Origin of the sequence: Mesorhizobium erdmanii (assembly GCF_013170725.1) — a bacterium.
Taxonomy (GTDB): Bacteria; Pseudomonadota; Alphaproteobacteria; order Rhizobiales; family Rhizobiaceae; genus Mesorhizobium; species Mesorhizobium erdmanii.
On record NZ_CP033361.1, the window covers coordinates 4,789,998 to 4,812,592 of the forward strand.

At 63.6% G+C, this 22,595-nt stretch carries 22 protein-coding genes; 16 read left to right on the forward strand and 6 right to left on the reverse strand.

The genetic code is table 11. The features are described from left to right. Positions 1-162: 162 nt before the first annotated feature. From rplI to EB233_RS23465, 11 genes are all read left to right on the forward strand, one after another. Entirely contained in the window at positions 163-747 is a 585-nt protein-coding gene (gene rplI, locus EB233_RS23415) for a 50S ribosomal protein L9 (RefSeq protein WP_027053302.1), read from the forward strand. A gap of 174 nt (positions 748-921) precedes the next feature. Then, positions 922-2,214 carry a cyclopropane fatty acid synthase gene (locus EB233_RS23420; protein ID WP_064991741.1) on the forward strand — a complete coding sequence of 431 codons (1,293 nt, stop codon included), beginning with the start codon at positions 922-924 and terminating at the stop codon, positions 2,212-2,214. An 81-nt stretch (positions 2,215-2,295) separates the two neighbouring features. Then, entirely contained in the window at positions 2,296-2,619 is a 324-nt protein-coding gene (locus EB233_RS23425) for a YnfA family protein (protein WP_064991895.1), read from the forward strand. 3 nt (positions 2,620-2,622) lie between these two features. Next, on the forward strand, positions 2,623-3,600 hold the full coding sequence (locus EB233_RS23430; protein ID WP_064991742.1) for a small ribosomal subunit Rsm22 family protein: 978 nt from the start codon (positions 2,623-2,625) through the stop codon (positions 3,598-3,600). Positions 3,601-3,819: 219 nt separating this feature from the next. Further along, positions 3,820-5,313 (forward strand): replicative DNA helicase, encoded by a 1,494-nt coding sequence (locus EB233_RS23435; RefSeq protein WP_064991743.1) that lies wholly within the window; start codon positions 3,820-3,822, stop codon positions 5,311-5,313. A 47-nt stretch (positions 5,314-5,360) separates the two neighbouring features. Beyond that, positions 5,361-6,764, forward strand: coding sequence for a DNA repair protein RadA (gene radA, locus EB233_RS23440; protein ID WP_064991744.1), 1,404 nt, complete (start codon positions 5,361-5,363; stop codon positions 6,762-6,764). A gap of 47 nt (positions 6,765-6,811) precedes the next feature. Then, complete coding sequence (locus tag EB233_RS23445; RefSeq protein WP_064991745.1) at positions 6,812-7,471, forward strand: CvpA family protein; 660 nt, start codon at positions 6,812-6,814, stop codon at positions 7,469-7,471. 104 nt (positions 7,472-7,575) lie between these two features. Further along, positions 7,576-9,045, forward strand: coding sequence for an amidophosphoribosyltransferase (gene purF, locus EB233_RS23450; protein ID WP_027053309.1), 1,470 nt, complete (start codon positions 7,576-7,578; stop codon positions 9,043-9,045). Positions 9,046-9,093: 48 nt separating this feature from the next. Next, positions 9,094-9,834 carry an SDR family NAD(P)-dependent oxidoreductase gene (locus EB233_RS23455; protein ID WP_064991746.1) on the forward strand — a complete coding sequence of 247 codons (741 nt, stop codon included), beginning with the start codon at positions 9,094-9,096 and terminating at the stop codon, positions 9,832-9,834. Positions 9,835-9,961: 127 nt separating this feature from the next. After that, on the forward strand, positions 9,962-10,603 hold the full coding sequence (locus EB233_RS23460; RefSeq protein WP_064991747.1) for a hypothetical protein: 642 nt from the start codon (positions 9,962-9,964) through the stop codon (positions 10,601-10,603). Between the two features lie 162 nt (positions 10,604-10,765). Next, the gene (locus EB233_RS23465) at positions 10,766-10,984 is read left to right on the forward strand and encodes a hypothetical protein (protein ID WP_027053312.1); all 219 of its coding nucleotides are present in this window, start codon (positions 10,766-10,768) and stop codon (positions 10,982-10,984) included. Positions 10,985-11,044: 60 nt separating this feature from the next. On the opposite strand, the gene EB233_RS23470 is transcribed toward EB233_RS23465, so the two are convergent. Continuing rightward, entirely contained in the window at positions 11,045-11,551 is a 507-nt protein-coding gene (locus EB233_RS23470; protein ID WP_027053313.1) for an OsmC family protein, read from the reverse strand. Between the two features lie 229 nt (positions 11,552-11,780). On the opposite strand from EB233_RS23470, the gene EB233_RS23475 reads away from it, so the two are divergent. Beyond that, complete coding sequence (locus tag EB233_RS23475; RefSeq protein ID WP_064991748.1) at positions 11,781-12,668, forward strand: DMT family transporter; 888 nt, start codon at positions 11,781-11,783, stop codon at positions 12,666-12,668. Positions 12,669-12,728: 60 nt separating this feature from the next. After that, positions 12,729-13,637: a DMT family transporter gene (locus EB233_RS23480; protein ID WP_064991749.1), complete on the forward strand. Its 909-nt coding sequence runs from the start codon at positions 12,729-12,731 to the stop codon at positions 13,635-13,637. Positions 13,638-13,840: 203 nt separating this feature from the next. Here EB233_RS23480 and EB233_RS23485 read toward each other — a convergent pair whose 3' ends face one another. Continuing rightward, a complete protein-coding gene (locus tag EB233_RS23485) occupies positions 13,841-14,704 on the reverse strand; it encodes a LysR substrate-binding domain-containing protein (RefSeq protein ID WP_064991750.1) in 864 nt (287 codons plus the stop codon). A gap of 113 nt (positions 14,705-14,817) precedes the next feature. On the opposite strand from EB233_RS23485, the gene EB233_RS23490 reads away from it, so the two are divergent. Together EB233_RS23490 and EB233_RS23495 are read left to right on the forward strand one after the other, a co-directional pair. Further along, complete coding sequence (locus EB233_RS23490; protein ID WP_064991751.1) at positions 14,818-15,225, forward strand: tautomerase family protein; 408 nt, start codon at positions 14,818-14,820, stop codon at positions 15,223-15,225. Positions 15,226-15,365: 140 nt separating this feature from the next. After that, positions 15,366-17,588: an AMP-binding protein gene (locus EB233_RS23495; protein WP_064991896.1), complete on the forward strand. Its 2,223-nt coding sequence runs from the start codon at positions 15,366-15,368 to the stop codon at positions 17,586-17,588. Between the two features lie 27 nt (positions 17,589-17,615). Here the strand turns inward: EB233_RS23495 and EB233_RS23500 are convergent, their stop codons facing one another. Both EB233_RS23500 and EB233_RS23505 read right to left on the reverse strand, forming a co-directional pair. Then, positions 17,616-18,434: a CDP-alcohol phosphatidyltransferase family protein gene (locus EB233_RS23500; RefSeq protein ID WP_064991752.1), complete on the reverse strand. Its 819-nt coding sequence runs from the start codon at positions 18,432-18,434 to the stop codon at positions 17,616-17,618. 3 nt (positions 18,435-18,437) lie between these two features. After that, positions 18,438-19,136 carry a phosphatidylserine decarboxylase gene (locus tag EB233_RS23505; RefSeq protein ID WP_027053322.1) on the reverse strand — a complete coding sequence of 233 codons (699 nt, stop codon included), beginning with the start codon at positions 19,134-19,136 and terminating at the stop codon, positions 18,438-18,440. Between the two features lie 270 nt (positions 19,137-19,406). Between EB233_RS23505 and EB233_RS23510 the strand changes: the two genes are divergently transcribed. Then, complete coding sequence (locus EB233_RS23510) at positions 19,407-20,270, forward strand: SMP-30/gluconolactonase/LRE family protein (RefSeq protein ID WP_064991753.1); 864 nt, start codon at positions 19,407-19,409, stop codon at positions 20,268-20,270. Position 20,271: 1 nt separating this feature from the next. Here the strand turns inward: EB233_RS23510 and EB233_RS23515 are convergent, their stop codons facing one another. Both EB233_RS23515 and EB233_RS23520 read right to left on the reverse strand, forming a co-directional pair. Next, positions 20,272-20,619 carry an antibiotic biosynthesis monooxygenase family protein gene (locus EB233_RS23515; RefSeq protein ID WP_064991754.1) on the reverse strand — a complete coding sequence of 116 codons (348 nt, stop codon included), beginning with the start codon at positions 20,617-20,619 and terminating at the stop codon, positions 20,272-20,274. Between the two features lie 89 nt (positions 20,620-20,708). Beyond that, on the reverse strand, positions 20,709-22,592 hold the full coding sequence (locus tag EB233_RS23520) for an ABCB family ABC transporter ATP-binding protein/permease (protein ID WP_064991755.1): 1,884 nt from the start codon (positions 22,590-22,592) through the stop codon (positions 20,709-20,711). Positions 22,593-22,595 lie beyond the last annotated feature (3 nt).

Sequence of the window (22,595 nt, forward strand, 5' to 3'; positions counted from 1 at the left end):
CGGTTCGAACACAAAATCCCGAGTTGGATTTCGAACTGAAATCCTAACTGCCGCGACAGGCAGGACAGCGACACCGGCGCAAAGCGCCCAAGCTTCCTGACCTGTTCCAGAAACATTCGGCGCCGATCTCGACGATTGACGCCCAAGGAAAGGAACAAAACCATGGAAGTCATTCTTCTCGAACGCGTTTCCCGGCTCGGCCAGATGGGCGACACCGTCAAGGTCAAGGACGGCTTTGCCCGCAATTTCCTTCTGCCGCAGGGCAAGGCGCTGCGCGCCAACGAAGCCAACAAGAAGAAGTTCGAAGGTCAGCGCGCCCAGCTCGAAGCCCGTAACCTCGAACGCAAGTCGGAAGCCGCCCAGGTTGCCGAAAAGCTCGACGGCAAGAGCTTCATCGCCGTTCGCTCCGCCGGTGAAACCGGCCAGCTCTACGGCTCGGTGTCGACGCGCGACATCGCCGATCTGCTGACGGCGGAAGGTTTCTCGGTCAACCGCAACCAGATCCAGCTCAACCAGCCGATCAAGACCATCGGCCTGACTAATGTGGCGATCGCGCTGCATCCGGAAGTCGAGGTCACCATCACGCTCAACATCGCCCGCACGGCGGACGAAGCCGAGCGCCAGGCCAAGGGCGAGACGCTGACCACCGCCGAAGCCATCTATGGCGACGACATCAACGACAACGCCCGGCCGGAAAACTTCTTCGATCCGAATGCCGAGTTCGAAGGCGGCGAAGACAACGCCTGATCGCTTACGACAGGCGAGGGAGCGGCGCTCCAATCACTTTGTCGTAATCCAGCCATTGTGGACCAATGCCCGGGCCTCTCGCCCGGGCATTTTTGTACCAAAAGGAACTTTTCGAACCCCTATATATTGTTGCAGAATTAAGGCAGCCAGTCTGACCGTGAGGGGACATTTGGTATGAACATTCTGCTGAAGCGCGTTCTCGACCGCCTGGTGCGCACGGGCAATCTCAAGGTCACCGGACCCAAGGGCTCGACATTCATCTTCGGCGACGGCAGCGGCGAGCCGGTGCACATGCACATCAAGACCCGACATGCCGAACGCGCCATCACCTTCGATCCGATGCTGGCGGTACCTGAATCATACATGGACGGCGAACTCGACATTCTCGAAGGCGGCGTGCTCGGACTGATGCGCATAGCCTTCCAGAACATGGGCAGCGGCGGCATCGACGCGACATGGTCGAAAGCCATCGAGGGCCTGCGCCATGCTTTCCGTCGCCTGCAGCAGATAAACACCGCCTCCCGCTCGCGCCGCAACGTGCAGCGCCACTACGATCTGTCGGGTGAACTCTACCGGCTCTTCCTCGACGAGGACATGCAGTATTCCTGCGCCTATTTCGAGCAACCGGACATGACGCTGGACGAGGCGCAGGCCGCAAAGAAGCGCCATATTGCCGCCAAGCTCAGGCTGAAAGCCGGCCAGACCGTGCTCGACATCGGCTCCGGCTGGGGCGGGCTGGGCCTCTATCTCGCCAAGGCCTTCGACGTCGACGTGCAGGGCGTGACGCTGTCAACCGAACAGCATGGCGTGGCCACCGACCGGGCGCATGCGCAAGGCCTGGAGAGCCACGTCCATTTCGAGTTGAAGGATTATCGCGAACTCAACGAACGTTTTGACCGCATCGTATCGGTCGGCATGTTCGAGCATGTCGGCGTCAACCACTACCGCACCTTCTTCGACAAGGCGGCGACATTGCTTAAGCCCGATGGCGTCATGCTTCTACACACGATCGGCCGCTCAGGCGTGCCGTGGGCGACCAGCGCCTTCATCCGCAAATATATTTTCCCGGGCGGTTACATTCCGGCCATGTCCGAGGTGCTGCCGGCGATAGAGAAGTCCGGTCTCGTGGTCACGGATGTCGAGATCCTGCGGCTCCATTATGCCGATACGCTGAAGCACTGGGGCCAACGCTTCGCCGCCAACCGCGACAAGGCCAAGGCCATTTACGATGAACGCTTCTGCCGCATGTGGGAATTCTATCTGGCCGCTTCGGAAGCCGCCTTCCGATGGCAGGATCTGGTCATCTTCCAGTTCCAGATCACCAAGAAGAACGACACGCTGCCGATGACCCGCGACTATATAGCCAAATGCGAAAAGGCGCTGGAAATGCGCGACATGGGCCGCCGCCAAGCGGCTCCCGTCGAGAAGCCTGCCAAACCCGCTCGCCGCCGCAAGGTGGCGGAGTAGAAACCGCCAGCACCATTGGCGCTTGCCATTCCCGGCATCTGCCCCGAAAAAGGCCTCGTGATCGTCCACGAGGCCTTTTTCATGACCTATCTCCTTTATGCCGCCGCGGCCCTGGCCGAGATCGCCGGCTGTTTTTCGGTATGGGCCTGGTGGCGGCTGGAAAGATCGCCGCTGTGGCTGGCGCCGGGCTTCGCCTCGCTGCTTCTGTTTGCCTGGCTTCTAGCGCTTGTCGACACCAATGCCGCTGGCCGCGCCTATGCCGCGTATGGCGGCATTTACATCGTCGCCTCGCTTGCCTGGCTGTGGCTGGTGGAAGGGGTGCGGCCCGACAGCTGGGATCTTGCTGGTGCAGCACTCTGCATAGCCGGCGCTTCGCTCATCCTGCTCGCACCGCGAGGCGCATGAGCCATGGAACTGCCGGCCCTTCTTCGACAAGCTGTCGACCGCATCCTGGAAAAAGTCCCGCTGCCGGAATTGAAGCAGGCGGCGAAAACCCTGTCGGACCGCTACCGCGCCGAACTGCGCGACGGCCGCTTGCACATGGCGCAGGACATGGCGGTCAAGGCCTATCTGGCGACGCGGCTGCCGGCGACCTATGCGGCGGTCCGTGCCAGCCTCGACGCGCTGAACGAGGCGCGGCCGGATTTCATGCCGAAAACCCTGCTCGATGTCGGTGCCGGTCCTGGTACGGTGCTTTGGGCCACGACAGACCTGTGGCCCGACCTCGAACGGGCCGTGCTGCTGGAAGCAAGCCCGGCCGTGCGCAAGGTGGGCGAGACGCTTGCCGCCGACGCCATCACAGCCCGCACCGCCTGGCAGGCCGGCGACGCCACGACAGATCTTGCAGACGTTCAGCCGGCGGAGCTCGTCACCTGCGCCTACGTGCTGGACGAGATCGTGCCTGCATCGCTGCCCAAGATGGTCGACCGGCTGTGGCGGCTGACAACAGACACGTTGCTGATCGTCGAGCCAGGCACGCCGGCGGGCTGGCAGCGGATACTGGCGGTGCGCGCGCAATTGATCGCCGCCGGTGCGCATCTACTGGCGCCTTGTCCGCACGAGGTGCCCTGCCCGCTCACCCCGCCTGACTGGTGCCACTTTTCCCGCCGTGTCGCCCGTTCGCGCCTGCACCGGCAGGCCAAGGACGCGGAAGTGCCTTGGGAAGACGAGAAATTCATCTTTGTCGCAGCGTCGCGCCGGCCGGCCGCCTTCCACGCCGCGCGCGTCATCGCGCCGCCGAAATCCGGCTCTGGCAAGGTGTCGTTGAAACTTTGCGAACCGGACGGCAACGCAGGTGACAAACTCTTCACCAAAAGGGATGGCGAGGTGTTCAGGCAGGCCAGACGCCTGGATTGGGGCGACACGCTGGAACGAAGCAATATGTGAACGATCGATTGTTCTTGCTTCGTTCCGACGCGTCGCGTAAGAATCATTGCTTGCCGAGTCAACCGGAATCGCGACACAGGAACACTGTCCTGTGGACGGTTTTTTGTTCCTGTGAACAAACGGGCATCAAGGCTGATTGGCCGCGCGGTGATGCAGAAAGGTCAGCACGGTTTCGTCTCGTTCTGATATCGAAAAGCCGGGTTCGAAATTGGGGATGTCATGGCAGAGGCAGCGCGGAAATTCGGCGTGGCGGAGCAACCGCTTTATCGTGAGGCGCCGAACAACATCGAGGCCGAGCAGGCGCTGCTCGGCGCGATCCTCGTCAACAACGATGCCTTCTACCGTGTCTCCGACTTCCTGAAGCCAGGCCATTTTTACGAACCCCTACACCGCAGGATATTCGAGATCGCGGCCGAGCTCATCCGCATGGGCAAGGTGGCGACGCCGATCACGCTGAAAACCTTTCTGCCGGCCGACGAGAAGGTCGGCGACATGACGGTGGCGCAGTACGTCGTGCGGCTGGCGGTGGAAGCCGTCACCGTCGTCAACGCCACCGACTACGGCCGCGCCATCTATGACCTGGCGACGCGCCGTGCGCTGATCACCGTCGGCGAAGACATGGTCAACATCGCCTATGACGCGCCGGTCGACATGTCGCCTTCCGAGCAGATCGAGGACGCCGAGCGCCGGCTGTTCGAGCTCGCCGAAACCGGCCGCTACGATGGCGGCTTCGAGAGCTTCACCGACGCGGTCAAGACCGCGGTCGACCTGGCCAATGCCGCCTATATGCGCGACGGGCATCTGTCGGGCCTTGCCACCGGCATGCGCGACCTAGACCGCCGTATGGGCGGCCTGCAGGCTTCCGACCTGATCGTGCTTGCCGGCCGTCCCGGCATGGGCAAGACATCGCTCGCCACCAACATCGCCTTCAACGTCGCCGAGGCCTATGTGCCGGCGCAGCAGGCAGACGGGTCATTCAAGGCGGCCAATGGCGGCGTCGTCGGCTTCTTCTCGCTGGAAATGTCGTCCGAACAGCTGGCCACCCGTATCATTTCCGAGCAGACGGAAATCTCGTCATCGAAGATCCGCCGCGGTGAAATAACCGAGATGGACTTCGAAAAGCTGGTCGCCTGTTCCCAGACAATGCAGAAAATTCCGCTGTTCATCGACCAGACCGGTGGTATTTCGATCGCGCAATTGTCTGCCCGCGCGCGCCGCCTGAAGCGTCAGCGCGGCCTTGACCTCATCGTCATCGACTATATCCAGCTGATGCAAGGTTCCAGCGCCAAGTCTTCGCAGAATCGCGTGCAGGAAATCACCGAGATCACCACGGGCCTCAAAGCGTTGGCAAAAGAGCTCGCCGTACCGATCATCGCGCTCTCGCAGCTGTCGCGTCAGGTCGAAAGCCGCGAAGACAAGCGCCCGCAGCTCTCCGACTTGCGTGAATCCGGTTCGATCGAGCAGGACGCCGACGTCGTGATCTTCGTTTATCGCGAGGAGTACTACCTCAAGAACCGCGAGCCGAAGCCCGGCACAGAAGAGTACGTGAAGTGGGAAAACGAGATGAACGAGATGCGCGGCAAGGCTGAAGTCATCGTCGGCAAGCAACGCCATGGTCCGACAGGGACCGTCACGCTCGCTTTCCACGGCGAATTCACCCGCTTCTCGGATTTGGCGGAAGAGCACCATATCGCCGAGAGGTTTGGTGAGTAGGCGGATGTCCGAAATGGCAGTCCGCAATTGGCGGACGACCCACCTTCATGGCTAAATCGCGCGTCCAGTTCATTTGCCAGAATTGCGGATCGGTGCATCAGCGCTGGGCCGGCAAGTGCGATGCCTGCGGCGAGTGGAACACGCTGGTCGAGGAAGGCACGTCGGGCGGTATCGGTTCAGGGCCGGCCAATACGCGCAATGCCCGCAAGGGCCGCGCGGTGGTGCTGACCACGCTTTCCGGCGACATCGAGGATGCACCGCGCATCATCTCGGGCATCGGCGAACTCGACCGTGCCACCGGCGGCGGCTTCGTGCGCGGCTCGGCACTGCTGGTCGGCGGCGATCCCGGCATCGGCAAGTCGACGCTGCTTACCCAGGCCGCGGCCGCGCTTGCCTCGAGAGGCCACCGCATCGTCTATGTCTCGGGCGAAGAAGCCGTCGCCCAGATCAGGCTGCGGGCGCAGCGGCTCGGCGTCGCCGACACGCCGGTGGAACTGGCAGCCGAGACCAATGTCGAGGACATTCTCGCCACGATCGCCGACGGCAAGCGACCGGATCTGGTCATCCTCGATTCGATCCAGACGCTGTGGACCGACCTTGCCGATTCGGCGCCGGGCACCGTCACCCAGGTGCGTGCCGCCGCCCAGGCGATGATCCGCTATGCGAAATCCACGGGTGCTGCGATCGTGCTCGTCGGCCATGTCACCAAGGAAGGCCAGATCGCCGGGCCGCGCGTGGTCGAGCATATGGTCGACGGCGTGCTCTATTTCGAGGGCGAAGGCGGTCACCACTACCGCATCCTGCGCACGGTGAAGAACCGCTTCGGGCCAACTGACGAGATCGGCGTCTTCGAAATGTCGGACAAGGGCTTGCGCGAGGTCTCCAACCCATCCGAGCTGTTCCTCGGCGAGCGGCATGCGAAATCGCCGGGCGCCGCCGTTTTCGCGGGCATGGAAGGCACAAGGCCGGTTCTGGTCGAGATCCAGGCGCTGGTAGCGCAATCCTCGCTCGGCACACCGCGCCGAGCGGTGGTCGGCTGGGACGGCGCGCGGCTGTCAATGATCCTGGCGGTGCTCGAAGCTCATTGCGGCGTGCGCTTTGGCCAGCATGACGTCTATCTCAACGTTGCCGGTGGCTACCGCATCAGCGAACCGGCGGCCGATCTCGCGGTCGCGGCAGCACTGGTTTCCTCGCTCACCGGTCTTGCCCTTCCCGCCGATTGCGTCTATTTCGGCGAAATCAGCCTTTCGGGTGCTGTGAGGCCGGTCGCGCATGCGCAGCAGCGCCTCAAGGAAGCCGAAAAGCTGGGTTTTGGTAGCGCGGTTCTGCCCTTGGGCAGCGAGGAACTTGCCGGAGGGATCGGGGCCGGCGCTTTCCAGCCCACCGAGCTTGCCGACCTCGTAGCGCGCATAGCCGGCTCACGGCGCAGCCGCGCCGACGATGAAGAGTGACGCGGCTCGTCGAGCCGTGAAAAAGAGATCGGAGTGGGGCGAAAGACATGCCGATTACGCTGCTTGACGGAATCCTGGTCGGCTTCACCCTGGTCTCGGCGATGCTCGCCATGGTTCGCGGCTTCTCGCGCGAGGTCCTGTCGGTCGTCTCGTGGGCGGCGGCGGCGGCGGCGGCATTCTTCTTCTACAAGCCGGTCCTGCCCTACCTGAAGCCCTATATCGACAATGAGAAGATCGCCATGGCGGCTTCCGCCGGCGTCGTCTTCATAATCGCGCTGATCGTCGTCTCGGTCATCACCATGAAGCTCGCCGACTGGATCATCGATTCGCGGATCGGCGCGCTCGACCGTACGCTCGGCTTCCTCTATGGCGCCGCGCGCGGCATTCTGGTCGTGGCCGTGGCGCTTTTGTTCTTCAACTGGCTGGCCGGGGCCAAGGCACCGGCCTGGGTCACGGATGCCAAGTCGCGGCCCTTGCTGGAACAGATCGGCGCCAAGATCGAGAACTTGCTGCCCGCCGATACCGAGAACGCAATCCTCAAGAAGCTCAGCCCGAAAACGGGCGCCGAGACGCCTGCAGCGCCTGACGCACCCGCTGCGGACGCACCTGCAGGCGGTGACGACGCCAATACGCCGGCTCCGGACGACAATGAAGCTGCGCCCGCGGACAACACGGCCAAGCCGGCGCCGGCAGCACCGGCAAACTGACGCCCGAAGCGGGCGCCAGGGCAGACGATGGTGTGAACGACTGCACGGTGTGCGTTGCTTTCGACGCGTGAGCGCCTTATATGGCGATTTTAGCGGAGCTTAAGATGGCAAACGCAGACGACGTGCTTTCCGCCGAGGCTGACGACCACTTCCACGACGAATGCGGCGTGTTCGGTATTTTTGGCCGGCAGGATGCTGCAGCCATTGTCACGCTCGGCCTGCACGCACTGCAGCATCGTGGCCAGGAAGCCGCTGGCATCGTTTCCTACGATGGCACCCAGTTCCATGTCGAACGCCATGTCGGCCTGATCGGCGACACCTTCACCAAGCAGCGCGTCATCGATAGCCTGCAAGGCAACCGCGCCATCGGCCATACGCGCTACGCCACGACAGGCGGCGCCGGCATGCGCAACATCCAGCCTTTCTTCGCCGAACTCGCCGATGGCGGCTTTGCCGTCGCCCACAACGGCAACCTCACCAACGCCATGACGGTGCAGCGCGCGCTGCAGAAGCAGGGCGCGATCTTCTCCTCTACCTCCGACACCGAGACGCTGCTGCATCTGGTTGCGACGAGCAAGGAGCGTGACCTCAACTCGCGCTTCATCGACGCGGTGCGGCAGGTCGAAGGCGCCTTCTCGCTGGTGGCGATGACGGCCAAGAAGATGATCGGCTGCCGTGATCCGCTCGGCATCCGCCCGCTGGTGCTGGGCGACCTCGACGGCGCCTGGATCCTCGCTTCCGAGACCTGCGCGCTCGACATCATCGGCGCGCGTTTCGTGCGCGACCTGAAGCCCGGCGAGATGGTCGTCGTCACCTCCAAGGGCATTGAAAGCCTGTTCCCGTTCGAGCCGCAGAAGACCCGCTTCTGCATCTTCGAATATGTCTATTTCGCGCGGCCGGATTCCTCGGTCGAAGGCCGCAACGTCTACGAGGTGCGCAAGCGCATCGGCGCCGAACTGGCGCAGGAAAATCCAGTCGAGGCCGACATCGTCGTGCCGGTGCCGGACTCGGGCACCCCGGCGGCAATCGGCTTTAGCCAAGCTGCCGGCATTCCCTTCGAGCTCGGCATCATCCGCAACCATTATGTCGGCCGCACCTTCATCCAGCCGGGCGATTCGATCCGCCATATGGGCGTCAAGCTGAAGCACAACGCCAACCGCCGCATGATCGAAGGCAAGCGCGTGGTTCTGGTCGACGATTCGATCGTGCGCGGCACCACCAGCCAGAAGATCGTGCAGATGGTGCGCGATGCCGGCGCCAAGGAAGTTCATATGCGCATCGCCTCGCCGCCGACCAGCGCCTCCTGTTTCTACGGCGTCGATACGCCGGAGAAGTCGAAGCTCCTGGCTTCGCGCATGTCGGTGGAAGAGATGGCCGAGTTCATCCGCGTCGATTCGCTCGGTTTCCTGTCGATCAATGGCCTCTACCGCGCCGTCGGCGAAGCGAGCCGCAATGACGACCAACCGCAGTTCTGCGACGCCTGCTTCACCGGCCAGTATCCGACCCGCCTGCTCGACTTCGAAGGCCACGACAATGTGCGCACGCTGTCGCTGCTGGCGACGAGCGGGACGTAGGATTGCCGGCCTGTCATTCGCCCGAGCCAGATTTCCGGAATCCGTAGCATGATCCTCGACCTTACCGGCCGCGTTGCGGTCGTCACCGGCGCCTCGCGGGGCATCGGCTATTTCATCGCCAGGGAACTGGCCGCCGCCGGCGCGCACGTCGTTGCGGTGGCACGCACGGTCGGTGGGCTGGAAGAACTCGACGACCAGATCAAGGCTGCCGGCGGCCAGGCGACGCTGGTGCCGCTCGATCTCGCCGACATGGCCGGCATCGATCGGCTGGGCGGCGCTATCAACGAGCGCTGGGGCAAGCTCGACATTCTCGTCGCCAATGCCGGCGTGCTCGGCGTCATCTCGCCGATCGGCCATGTCGAGGCAAAAACCTTCGAGAAGGTGATGACCATCAACGTCACCTCAACCTGGCGGCTGATCCGCTCGGTCGACCCGCTGCTGCGGCTCTCGGACGCCGGCCGGGCCATCATCCTGTCGTCCAACGTGGCCCATTCGGCGCGCGCCTTCTGGGCGCCCTACGCGGCATCGAAGGCGGCGGTCGAGACGATGATGCGCTCCTGGGCGCACGAGACGCAAAGCCTGCCGCTGCGCGTCAACGCCGCCGACCCCGGCGCCACCCGCACCGCCATGCGGGCTCAGGCCATACCCGGAGAGGATCCCGAGACGCTGCCGCATCCCCAGGAGATCGCAAAGCACATCGTGCCGTTGGCCAGCCCGGAGCTGAAAGAGACCGGACTGATCTTCCAGGCCAAGCACAATCGCTTCGTCGCCTACAGGCAGCCCGAATAGACTCGCACATCAGTTTTTGCCCGCTCCCCGAACGGGTTCTCCACATTTGAGTGGCACGCGCGAGGGATTAAAAGCGCCTCCGGCTACGTTTCTCCTGACGTAGGACATTTGAAACCGGAGGACCGATATGGGTAGACTTCTTCTCGTTGGCGCCACCACCTTTGTGGCCGCTCTCGGCGCGACAGCCGGTGTAGCCGTTTCCCAAGATGCCAAGATGAGTTTCTTCGTCACCAGTGTCGGCTCCGGCAAGGGTGCCGATCTCGGTGGCCTGAAAGGCGCCGACGCGCATTGCGCTTCGCTGGCCGAAGCCGCCGGCGTCACCGGCAAGAGCTGGGCCGCCTACCTCTCGACCAGTGCCGAGGATGCCCGCGACCGTATCGGCAAAGGCCCTTGGTTCAACGCCAAGGGCGAGAAAATCGCCGACGATGTCGCCTCGTTGCACGGCAACGCCAATGGCATCACCAAGCAGACGGCTCTGACCGAGAAGGGCGAAGTGGTCAATGGGCGCGGTGACACGCCAAACCGGCACGACATGCTCACGGGCTCGAAGCCCGACGGCACCAGGATCGCCGACCAGACCTGCGGCGACTGGACGATGAGCGGCGCCGAAGGGGCGGCGATGATGGGCCATCATGATCGCACCGGCCTTGACGATTCGGCGGCGGCTAAGTCGTGGAATTCTTCGCATGCTTCGCGTGGCGGCTGCAGCCAGGAGGCACTGAAGGGCACCGGCGGCGACGGCCTGTTCTATTGTTTTGCGACGGACTGAGCAGCGTTGCCTGGCTCCTAAATCCAATAGGTGATCACGCGGCTGTGATCAGGGCGGAAAAGGCTGCCCTCCTGCCATGCTTTCGTCGTTTCCGTAGAGTTGGTAGGATCATAGCGACTCCATAACAACAAGCGCCCGGCTGGGCAGAACAAGGACATCCCCATGGCTACGACCGCAGCGTTGGTCTGGTATCTGGTAATCGCCGGCCCGCAGGGCGGCATGGTGGTGCTGCCCAGCACCTTCGACAAGCGCGAGCAGTGCACCGCCGCCATCACCGAATATCAGAAGCAGCCGACACCGACCGGCTGGTCGGTGCAATGCGTGCCGAGCGCCTCGCCTTTCACCGATGAGGGCGACGCCGAGCAGCCGTCGGCGCAGTAAGCATCCGTTGCCGAAGCCGTAGAGACAGCGATCTCCCCTCGCGTGGGGGAGATCGCAACTTCAGCGCCGGGCGCTCACGGTCAATTCCGGCTTCTGGTTGATGGTCTGGAACACCACACAGTAGCGTTCGGTCAGCTTCAGCAACGAATCGATGCGCTCCTGCGGTTCGTCCGTATCGAGAGCGAAATTAAGCCGGATGGCACGAAATCCGACCGGCGCATCCCTGGCAACACCGAGCGTGCCGCGAAAATCGAGATCGCCTTCGGCTTCCACCGTGGCGGCACCGAGCTTGAACTCGAGCGCCGTCGCCACCGCCTTCAACGTCACGCCGGCACAGGCCACCAGTGCTTCCAGCAGCATGTCGCCGGAGCAGAGTTCAAGCCCCGAGCCACCTGTCGCCGGATGCAGGCCGGCGATGGCGATCGCCCTGCCCGTCTCGACCTTGCAGGCGACCGACTGGTCGTCGATCGAGCCTCGCGCCTTCAACGTGATCAGCGCCTGCGAAGCGTCGTCGCGATAGGCCTGCTTCAACGGCGCCTGCATGGCTTTGAGTTCGGTTGCGTCCATTTCGTCGCCTCTTTCGCTTTGCGGCCAGCGAGCAGCGTGGCTTCGTCAAATATAACTGCCGATCGCATTCTGGAAGCAAGCTCGTAATTCCTGCCCCAACGCAAGCCCAGGGCTGGCGTAGCGCTGTGTCGAGTTTCGCCCGTATAGCTGGGAGCCGAGGCTTGATTTCCTGGAGTCCTCGCGTTGCTCCTGTCGTATTCCTGTCGCTCCGCACCTTTGGTCCGCACCCATGGCCGATGTCGCCATTCTCGAAACACGCGAAAGGGTTCTCGCCGGAATCCTGTTGACCGGTGCGGCCTATCTCTTGTTTTCGACGCAGGACGCCTCGATCAAGCTGCTGGTGACCGGGATGACGGTCTGGCAGATCATGTTCTTCCGCAGCATCACCATTTTGAGCGCCTGCGCGGCGATCGGCGGGCGACAGCTGTTCGCCGACACGGTGCGCTCGCCGATCGTGCGGCCAATGCTGGTGCGCAGCGCTTTCACGCTCGCCGCCTGGCTCTGTTACTACAACGCCGCCCGCAGCCTGCAGCTCGCCGAACTGACGACTGTGTATTACGCGGCGCCAATCATCGTCACCGTGCTGTCGGTGTTCCTGCTCGGCGAAAAGGTGCCGATGCTGCGCTGGCTGGCGGTCCTGATCGGCTTTGTCGGTGTCTTCGTCGCTTGCGACCCGACCCGTCTCGGTCTGTCCGTGCCCGTGCTGCTGGTTCTGGCGGCCGCGCTTTTGTGGGCCATCGCCGTCGTGCTCCTGCGCAAGACAGCGCTTGCCGAACGCTCGATGATCCAGCTGCTCCTCAACAATTTCTATTTCCTGGTGTTTTCGGCGGTGCCGGCGCTGTTGTGGTGGCATACGCCCGATCTGAGCCAGTTGCTGCTGCTCGCCAGCGTCGGCGCGCTCGGCGGCCTGGCGCAATATCTGCTCTTCGAAGGCATGAAACGGACGCCGGCATCGATCCTCGCGCCGCTCGAATACAGTTCGCTGTTGTGGGCGTTCGCACTTGGCTTTGCGATCTGGGGCGACTTACCGCGCCGCGAAGTGTTTCTCGGCGCCGCGCTGATCATCGCCGCCGGGCTGCTGATCGTCGGCGGCGAGCATTTCCGCAAGCGGCTGTGATGTGTATGGCGCTTGCTGCTGACACTACGATGTCAGGACGGGGCGGCTTAGGGTGTCGGCATGACTGACATGACGGCCACCCCCGCCGAAACCACCGAACGCACGCTTGGCATCATACTGGTGTCGTCGTCGGCGGCGGTGTTCGGCCTGACCGGTGTACTGACCAAGTCGATCCACGCCGATCCGCTGACGATCACCTGCTGGCGTGGCTTTGTCGGCTCGATCCTGATCAGCCTCTATGTGCTGTGGCGCCGCCACCGCTCGGGCAACCGCGACACGCTGCGGCTTGGCTGGCGCGGCTGGCTGCTGGCGGTGGAAGGCGCGCTGGCCAGCATCGCCTTCATCTCGGCGTTCAAATTCACCTACGTCGCCAATGTCGCGGTCATCTACGCAACGTCCCCCTTCATTGCCGCCCTGCTGGCCTGGGCGCTGGTGCGCGAACCTTTTCGCCTGCAAACGATGCTCGCGGCCGCCGTGTCGCTGTGCGGCGTAACCATCATGGTCTGGTCGGGCTTCGGCACGGGCAATCTGTTCGGCGACGGGTTGGCGCTGCTGATGACGGCCGGCAGCGCGCTCTACATGATCATGGTGCGCGCCTTCCGCGACACGCCGGTGGTGTGGGCCGGCGCGGTTTCGGCCTTTCTGTTGTTCATTCTCGGCTGGTTCGTCACCGATCCCTTGGCGGTCTCGGCCAGGGATGCCGTTCTTCTCGTCACTTTCGGCGGGTCGTTCGCGCTGGCTTCGATCCTGTGGACGGAGGGCGCGAGGCTTATCCCGGCACCTGAATCCGGCCTGCTCGGCTCAGCGGAAGTGCCGTTCGCGATCCTGTTTGCCTTCCTGTTCCTGGCCGAGATACCGCCCGTCGCCAGTATGGTCGGCGGCGCCATCGTGCTCTGCGCGGTGTTCGCCCATGCCGGCCGCGACTGGCTGGTAGCCCGCTCACGGCAGGCAGCGTCAAATATTTCTTAAAAAAGTGACACAGTCACGGAACCATCATCGCGGTCAGGCATTATTTATGCGACGGGCCACCCCCCAAGTCCCCCCAAACCCCTCGGCCCGTCCTACTCCCAAGCCGACCGCAAGGTCGGCTTTTTCTTTGTTAAAAGGGCCCGACCGCAAGGTCGGCTTTTTCTTTGCTCAAGCCTGGACGGGAGATGGAGGGGGCCGTGACTTCAACCGGGATGCCCAAACGAAGCCAGGTTGCCACCAAGCAGCGCCGCCAAATCACTGGCCGGGGCATCGGCGCCAGTACGCAAACGGATCGCGAACTCTGCCATCGGAACCGATGGCAAGCCAAACTCTCGCGGCGCTTCGACGATGCCGGAATGGGCAAAGCGCGGGGTTCGCAAGGTCAGCGCAACGCCGGCGTTCACCGCGGCGCGCAGGCCGGCCAGGCTGGCGCTTCCGGCGGCGATGCGGTAACGGCGGCCGGCGGCATCGAGCGCTGCGAGTGCGGCTTCGCGAAAACCGCAATAGGGGTCCAGCAATGCCAGCGGCAGTTCTTCCTGCCGCGAGGCCAGTCCCTTCTGTGAACACAGCCATATCATCGGCTCGCGCAGGACCCCGACCTCGTCCGGCGCCGCCGCCTGGCGCATGACGATCGCCAGATCGAGGCCGCCGGCCTGCAGCGCCTGCGCCAGTTCGGCGGAGCGGCCAACCCGCAATTCGATCCTGACGCGCGGATGGCTGGTGGCGAAGGCACGCAGCAGGTCCGGCAGGCCGCTGTCGGCAAAATCCTGCGTCGTGCCGATGGCGACACGCCCGGCAGCCCGTGCCCCCTTCAAGGCCAGCCACGCCTCGCGATGCACGGCAAGAATGCGCCTGGCATGGCCGACGAGGTCTTCGCCGGCCGACGTCAGCCCACGACCCCGCCCCTGCGGCGTCAGCAACGGCTCGCCGACGATCTCCTCCAGCCGTTGCATCTGGGCGGTCACCGCCGAAGGCGAACGGCCGACACTGGAAGCCGCCTGCGCCAGCGAGCCGCTGTCGACGAAAGCGAGTAAGGTTTTGAGCAGATCGGGATTTAGTGTTTCCATAATTCGATTTTATCGAATCTTTTGTTGAAAACAATTCGATTTTTTTGATTCCAGGATGATGACATGGTCTCTTCAACGGCGATCAGTCGCCGCTGGAAACCAGGAGAAGAAAAATGCCCATCATCAACATCAGCGTCACCGGCAAGCCAGACGCCACCTTGTCAGCCGAGATTGCCAGGGAAATAACCGAGATCACCGCCAAGCAACTGCGCAAGGACCCGACGATCACCGCCGTCGCTGTATCCTATGTCGATCCGCGGCACTGGTTCGCCGGCGGCAAGTCGCTGGCGGAGCATGGCACCAACACATTCTGGCTGGATATCAAGGTCGTCGACGGCACCAACACCAAGCTCGAGCTCGAAGCCTATCTCAAGGCTCTCTTCGATGCCTTTGGCCGCCTGCTGGGCGGCGTGCATGACGAAAGCTATGCCTTCGTGCATGAGGTGCCGGCAGCCGCTTATGGCTATGGCGGCAAGACGCAGGAGTTCCGTTTCATCAGCGGACGGCTGAAGGCGGCATGACGACCTTGTTCCTTCTCCTTGCGAAGGGAGAAGGAAAGACCGCCTCGTCCGCATTGACCTTGCTCCGGCTTCCGCTAGGCTCTGCCCCGAAGCGGTCGCCGAAGAGCCGCGATGACAAGAACCGTTGGGAGAGAGGCGGCATGATCCTGACACTGGCGCTGCTTGCGGGTCTTGTCGTGGCCTGGCTGCTGATCGGCGTGGTGGAGAAATTCCGCCTCGGCCTGCGTTTCACCCAGGCGCTGCTTTATGTGCCGTTCAAGCTCGCCTACAGGATCAGCGACAATCGCATCGGGATCGCGCGCAAGGCGCAGGCTCCGGTCATCTACGTCATCTCGCACCAATCGCGCTTCGAGCCGGCGCTGATGCTGTCGCTGCTGCCGGATGACACGCTGCATATACTAGACGAGGTCTCGGCACGCTCGCCTTGGCTCGAACCATGGCGAGAGCTCGGCCGCAGCATCGCCTTCAATGCCGAACATCTCTTCGTCAGCCGCCGGCTGGTGCGCGTGCTGAAGGGCAAGGGCCGGCTCGCCGTCTATCTGCCGGACGCGGTCGAGCCTGATATCAAGACGTTTCGGCTGTTTCGCGCCGTCACCCGCATCGCCATGCAGGCCGACGCCCGTATCGTGCCGATCTTCATCGCCGGCGCGCGCAGCCTGCCGGTATCCTTGACGCCGGCCGACAAGGCGCCCCGGCACTGGTTTCCGCGCCTGTCGATCAGCGTGCTGGAGCCGATGACGATCGCCGAACTGGTGGCGCGCAATCCAGATCAGACCTCGAACACCAATGCGCTGTTCGACCGCGTCGCCGAGGCGCGGCTTTTCGGCTCCGACCTTGATCGCGGCCTGTTCCTGGCCATGCGCGATGCGGCGAGCCGCGTCGGCGCCTCGCATCCGATCATCGAGGATGTCATCTCGGGCGCGCTGAGCTACCGCAAGACGTTCATCGGCGCGCGCGTGCTGGGCAGGCGCTTCGAGGCGGTGACGGCACCAGGCGAGGCGGTGGGGATAATGCTGCCCAACGCCAATGGCGTCGTGTTGTCGTTGGTCGGCCTTCTCTCGGCGGGCCGGGTGGCGGCGATGATCAACTATACCGCCGGGCCGGCGAGCGTCACGGCGGCGGTGCGGACAGCCGTCATCCGCACCGTCGTTTCCTCCCGCGCTTTCGCCGAGAAGGCCGATCTTGCCGATATTGTCGCGGCGATCGAAAAGGGCGGCGCCAGGCTGCTGTGGCTCGAAGATGCGAGGCAGAGCGTCACCACGCTGGACAAGTTTGCCGCCGCCCTGCTGTGGCGCCTGCCGCTGCAGCGGCAGGATGCGGCCAAGCCGGGCGTGATCCTGTTCACCTCGGGTTCGGAAGGCACGCCGAAGGCAGTTGTTCTGTCGCAAAAGAACCTTTACGCCAACGCCATGCAGGCCGAGGCGCGCATCACCATCTCGCCGGCCGACATCCTGCTCAACGTGCTGCCGGTGTTTCATTCCTTCGGACTGACGGGTGGCACCATCCTGCCGCTGGTCACCGGGGTAAAGCTGTTCCTCTACCCCTCGCCCCTCCACTACAAGATCATCCCCGAGATCGCCCGCAAGGTGAAGCCGACCATCATGTTCGGCACCGACACCTTCCTCGCCAACTATGCGCGCACCGCCAAGGACGGCGATTTCTCCAGCCTGCGCTTTGTCGTTGCCGGCGCGGAAGCGGTGAAGCCGGAAACGCGCCGCGTCTATCGCGAGCGTTTCCAGGCTGAGATCGTCGAAGGTTTCGGGCTGACCGAGGCAGCACCGGTGGTTGCCGTCAATACCGCGATCCACGGCCGCGACGGCACCGTCGGCCGACTCCTGCCGGCGATGCGCATGAAGCTGGAACCGGTCGAAGGCATCTCGGACGCCGGCCAATTGTGGCTCGACGGGCCGAACCTGATGATGGGCTATATGACGACGGACCGTCCCGGTGAGTTGCAGCCACTGACCGGCTGGCACGACACCGGCGACATCGTCGCCGTCGACCGCGAAGGCTTCATCACCATTCGCGGCCGCGCCAAGCGCTTCGCCAAGATCGCCGGCGAGATGGTGTCGCTGGGCGCGGTCGAGATGCTGGTGCAGTCGCTGTGGCCGGAAGAGAGCCATGCGGCGGTGGCGGTGCCCGACAAGAGGCGCGGCGAACGCATCGTGCTGGTCACGACCGCCGACGATGCCAATCCCGAAGAACTGCGTCAGTTCGGCAAGAAAGCCGGCGCCGCCGAACTGATGGTGCCCAACGACATCGTCAAGGTGGAAGAGATCCCGGTGCTCGGTTCCGGCAAGACCGATTATGTCTCGACCAGGAAGCTGGCGATCGACAGGCTGGGGCTCGGCGTCGCGGCCTGAGTCCGATCAAGGACTTCGGCGGACCTTCTAACCTATGTCCGAAGGCGGCACCTTCTCGCCCTCGAGCTTGGCACGCTTGGAGTAGGCGCGGACGGAAAACGGCAGGAAGATCAGATAGCCCGCGACCGAGGCCGTCAGCGTGTACCAGGGATAGGTCATCAGCAGGAGGACGTAGAGCACGACGGCCAAAATGACCGGCAACACCCTGTCACCGGGAATCTTGACGCTCTTGCCGGAATAGACCGGCAGCCGGCTGACCAGCAGGAACGCGACCAGGATGGTGAAACCGGTGGCTATGAAGGCAGCCGGCCGGCTTGGCTCGATGCCGAGCCGCAGGAAAAACAGATAGAGCGGCAGCATCACCAGCACCGCACCCGCCGGAGCCGGCACACCGACGAAATATTCGGACTGCCACAGCGGGCGTTCGGCCTTGTCGTCGTCGAGCACGTTGAAGCGGGCAAGCCTCAGCCCGCAGGCGATGGTGAACAGGAGCGCCGCGATCCAGCCCGGCGAGCCGGCGCGATCCAGCAGGAAGGCATAGAGCACCAAAGCCGGCGCGACGCCGAAATTGACGATGTCGGCGAGCGAATCCATCTGCGCACCGAATTTGGACGTCGCCTTCAGCATTCGCGCCAGACGGCCGTCAATGCCATCGAGAAACGCTGCGAGCAGCACCATGACCACCGCAGTCTCGAAGCGGTCCTCGAAGGCGAAACGGATGCCGGACAGGCCGGCGCAGATGGCAAGCACGGTGACCAGGTTGGGCAGCACCATGCGCATCGGGATCTCGCGGATGCGCGGACCGCCGCTGGCATGGGCCTCGAACTTTTTGTATTGCGTGCCCACCGCTCAGGAAATCCGCACGAGAGGGGTGCCGGCGACGCCGCCGAATTCGGCGAGCACGGTTTCGCCGCCGACCGCGGTCTGGCCCACGGCGACCCGCGGCGTGGCGGTCAACGGCAGGAAGACATCGACGCGCGAGCCGAAGCGAATCAGGCCGAAGCGCTCGCCGGTGCCGATAGAAGTGCCGGCTTCCGCCCAGCAGACGATGCGGCGCGCCACCAGGCCGGCGATCTGGACGGCGGCGACCGTGCCGTTGGGGCTCTCGATAACCAGGCCGTTGCGCTCGTTTTCGGTGCTGGCCTTGTCGAGTTCGGCGTTGAGGAATTTTCCCGGCCGATGTTCGATCCTGGCGATACGGCCGCGCACCGGAGCGCGATTCACATGGCAGGAAAAGACATTCATGAACACCGAGATGCGGGTCATCTCGACGTTGCCGAGGCCAAGTTCGCGCGGCGGCAGGGCCGGGCCGACCGCCGAGATGATGCCGTCGGCGGGGCTCACCACAAGGCCGTCGTCGACCGGCGTGACGCGTTCGGGATCGCGGAAGAAATAGACGCACCAAGCCGTCAGGATCAGGCCGATCCAGAAAAGAATTGAGGAGAAATAGCCGAGGAAGAGCGTTGCCGCGCCAAAGGCCGCGATGAACGGATAACCTTCGCGGTGGATCGGTACGAACGCGTTCTTGACCGTGTCGACAAGGCTCATGGGCTGGGGGCGGTCCCTGTTTCAGGTCCGGCCTCAATAGCCGAAACACCCCCTGCCCGCAACGCGACAATCGGCGGCGAGGATGAATGGGCAAGGCTCATCGGTCTTCGGGCAGTCGCACGCTCCGCCAACGGCCATGTCGATGGAGCGTTTTTTCTGAGCGAAAAGCCGTAAGCCACTGTCGGCGAACCGCTCCCGCATCCGTCCTTGGTGTAAAAGCGCCTGATCGCGCCCGCAGAGGCCGACGACGCGCAAAGGAGGCTTCAGATCATGCAGACATCATCCGGCACCAAAACTCGTCTCCTTACAACCGGCCTCGCCTTCGGTGAATCACCGCGCTGGCACGATGGACGCCTTTGGCTGTGCAATTGGGGCACCGGCGAGATCATCGCGATCGATGCACATGGCAAAACCGAGATCATGGTCACTATACCCGCCACCTTGCCCTACTCCATCGACTGGCTGCCGGACGGCCGGCTGCTCGTCGTCTCGGGCCGCGAAGGCCTGCTGCTTCGGCAAGAAGCCGATGGCAGGCTCGTCACCGTTGCCGATCTGCGCGGCCTGTCGAAAAGCCCATGGAACGAGATCGTCGTCGACGGGCGCGGCAATGCCTATGTCAATGGCGGCGGACCGACGCCTACCGTCGGCCAGCCTTTCGGTCCGGGCACCATCGTGCTGATCACACCGGACGGCGCGATCCGGCAAGTGGCTGACAATATCGCCTTCGCCAACGGCATGGCGGTGACCTCGGACAACCGGACGCTGATCCTTGCCGAATCGAACGCCAACCGGCTGACAGCTTTCGACATCGCAGGCGACGGCGCCCTATCCAACCGGCGCGTGTGGGCCGAGCTCGACGGCTATCCCGATGGCATCTGTCTCGATGCCGAAGGGGCGGTCTGGTACGCGGATGTTCCCAACAAACACTGCGTGCGGGTGCGCGAAGGCGGCGAGGTGCTGCAGACCGTTGCTGTCGATCGCGGCTGTTTTGCCTGCATGCTGGGCGGCGCGGACAGGCAAACGCTGTTCATTGCAGCCGCCGAGTGGCGTGGCTTCGAGCACATGGTCAGCGATATCAGAACCGGCCAGGTGCTCAGCGTGGATGCGCCGGCACCTGGCGTCGGCTGGCCGTGAGCTAAACTCCGGGAATCCGCTGATAGTTGGCGATATCGGCGCGCACCCCGAGCCGGGCGATCGTCTCCTGCGGATCGAACGCGACACGCTCATGCGCGGCCTTGACGATCGGCACGACCATGTCGACGGCCGCCTGGCTCTCCCATTCGACGATCGTCACCAGGTTGAATTTACCCGGCCCCGAAAACTGCTCGAGCAGGAAATCCTGCACGAAACCCTGCTGTCGGCGCAGCAATTCGTGCGTCGTCCTGACCTTGACGAGGATCTCCTCGCGAGCGGCGGCCGGGACGACGAACTTGTCCACCCTGAACACGCTGCCGCCGTTAACGTTCTGACTAATGTCGTTCATTTCGATTGTTCCGTTCCTGGATCAAGGGGTGTCTTGGGCTCCAGGAAACGGCGTACAATCTCAACTTATGTTGAGGTCAAGCACAAAAATCAATTAACCTCCGACGTCCGCCTGCGCACCACGACGCCAAGTTCGTCGCCTTCGCGGGCGAGACGCAAGCGCTCCTCGGCTTCGGTCGCCTCGCGCTGGCGGTCCCACATCGAGGCGTAGAGGCCATGCTTTCGCATCAGCTCGACATGAGTGCCACGCTCGGCGATCTGGCCGTCCTTGAGCACGATGATCTCGTCGGCGGAAATGACCGTCGACAGGCGGTGGGCAATCACGATGGTGGTGCGCCCCTTGCTGACGAGGTCGAGAGCCGCCTGGATCTCCTGCTCGGTGTGGCTGTCCAGCGCCGAGGTCGCTTCGTCGAGCATCAGGATCGGTGGTGCTTTGAGGATGGTGCGGGCGATCGCGACGCGCTGTTTTTCACCACCGGACAACTTCAGCCCGCGCTCGCCGACCATCGACTTGTAACCGTCGGGCAACTTCTCGATGAATGGCCCGATCTGGGCGAGTTCGGCTGCCTTGCGCACCTCCTCCTCGCTCGCGCCAACGCGGCCGTAGCGAATGTTGTAGGCGATGGTGTCGTTGAACAGCACCGTGTCCTGCGGCACCATGCCGAGCACTGCGCGCAAACTATCCTGGGTGACATCCCGGATGTCCTGGCCATCGATCAGCACCTGGCCGGCCTGCACGTCGTAGAATCGGAACAGCAGGCGCGAAATGGTCGACTTGCCGGCGCCCGACGGCCCGACAATGGCGACCGTCTTGCCGGCCGGCACCTCGAAGGAGACGCCCTTCAGGATCTTGCGGTTCGGATCGTAGGAGAAATGCACGTCTCGGAATTCGACTTTGCCCGTGCCGACGACGAGGGCCTTGGCGTCGGGCTTGTCGACGATCTCCTGCGGCACGTCGAGCAGGTCGAACATGTGCTCGATGTCGGTCAACCCTTGCCGGATTTCTCGATAGATGAAGCCGATGAAGTTGAGCGGTACGGAAAGCTGTACCAGCATGGCATTGATGAAGACGAAATCGCCGACCGTCTGCGTGTGCGCCTGCACCTCCAGCGCCGACATGCACATGACGACGACGGTGCCGAGGCCGAAGATGACGCCCTGGCCGAAGTTCAGCCAGCCGAGCGAGGTCCAGGTCTTGGTGGCGGCGACCTCGTAGCGCGCCATCGATCGGTCGAAGCGATCGGCCTCCATGCGCTCGTTGGTAAAGTATTTGACCGTCTCGAAATTGAGCAGCGAGTCGATCGCCTTGGTGTTGGCATCGGTGTCGCTGTCATTCATGTCGCGGCGGATGGAGATGCGCCAGTCGCTGGCCTTGACCGTGAACCAGACATAGAGCCAGACGGTGACCGCAACCACGGCCACATATTTCCAGCCATAGGTGAAGCCGAATATGCCGGCGGTCAGCGCGAATTCGAGGATGGTCGGCGCCGTGTTCAGCATGATGAAACGCACGATCGTCTCGATGCCCTTGGTGCCGCGCTCGATGATGCGCGACAGGCCCCCGGTGCGGCGCTCCAGGTGGAAGCGCAGCGACAGCTGGTGCATGTGGACGAAGGTACGGAAGGCGAGCTGCCGCACGGCATGCTGGCCGACGCGGGCAAACAGCGCATCGCGCAACTGGTTGAAGCCGAGCTGGACGAGCCTCAGCACATTGTAGGCAATGACCAGCATCACCGGGGCAAGCAGGAAGGACGGCAGTGGCGGCGGTGCCTTGGACGCGCCCGCCAGCGCATCGGTCGCCCATTTGAAGAAATACGGACCGGCGACCAATGTCACCTTGGCTACCACCAGCAGCAGCGTCGCCCAGGTGACGCGCGCCCTGAGGTCGGCGCGGTCGGCCGGCCACATATAGGGCCATAAATTGCGCAACGTGGTGAGGGTTGAGGTGTCGGCGGAGACGGTTTTTTCGACCACTTT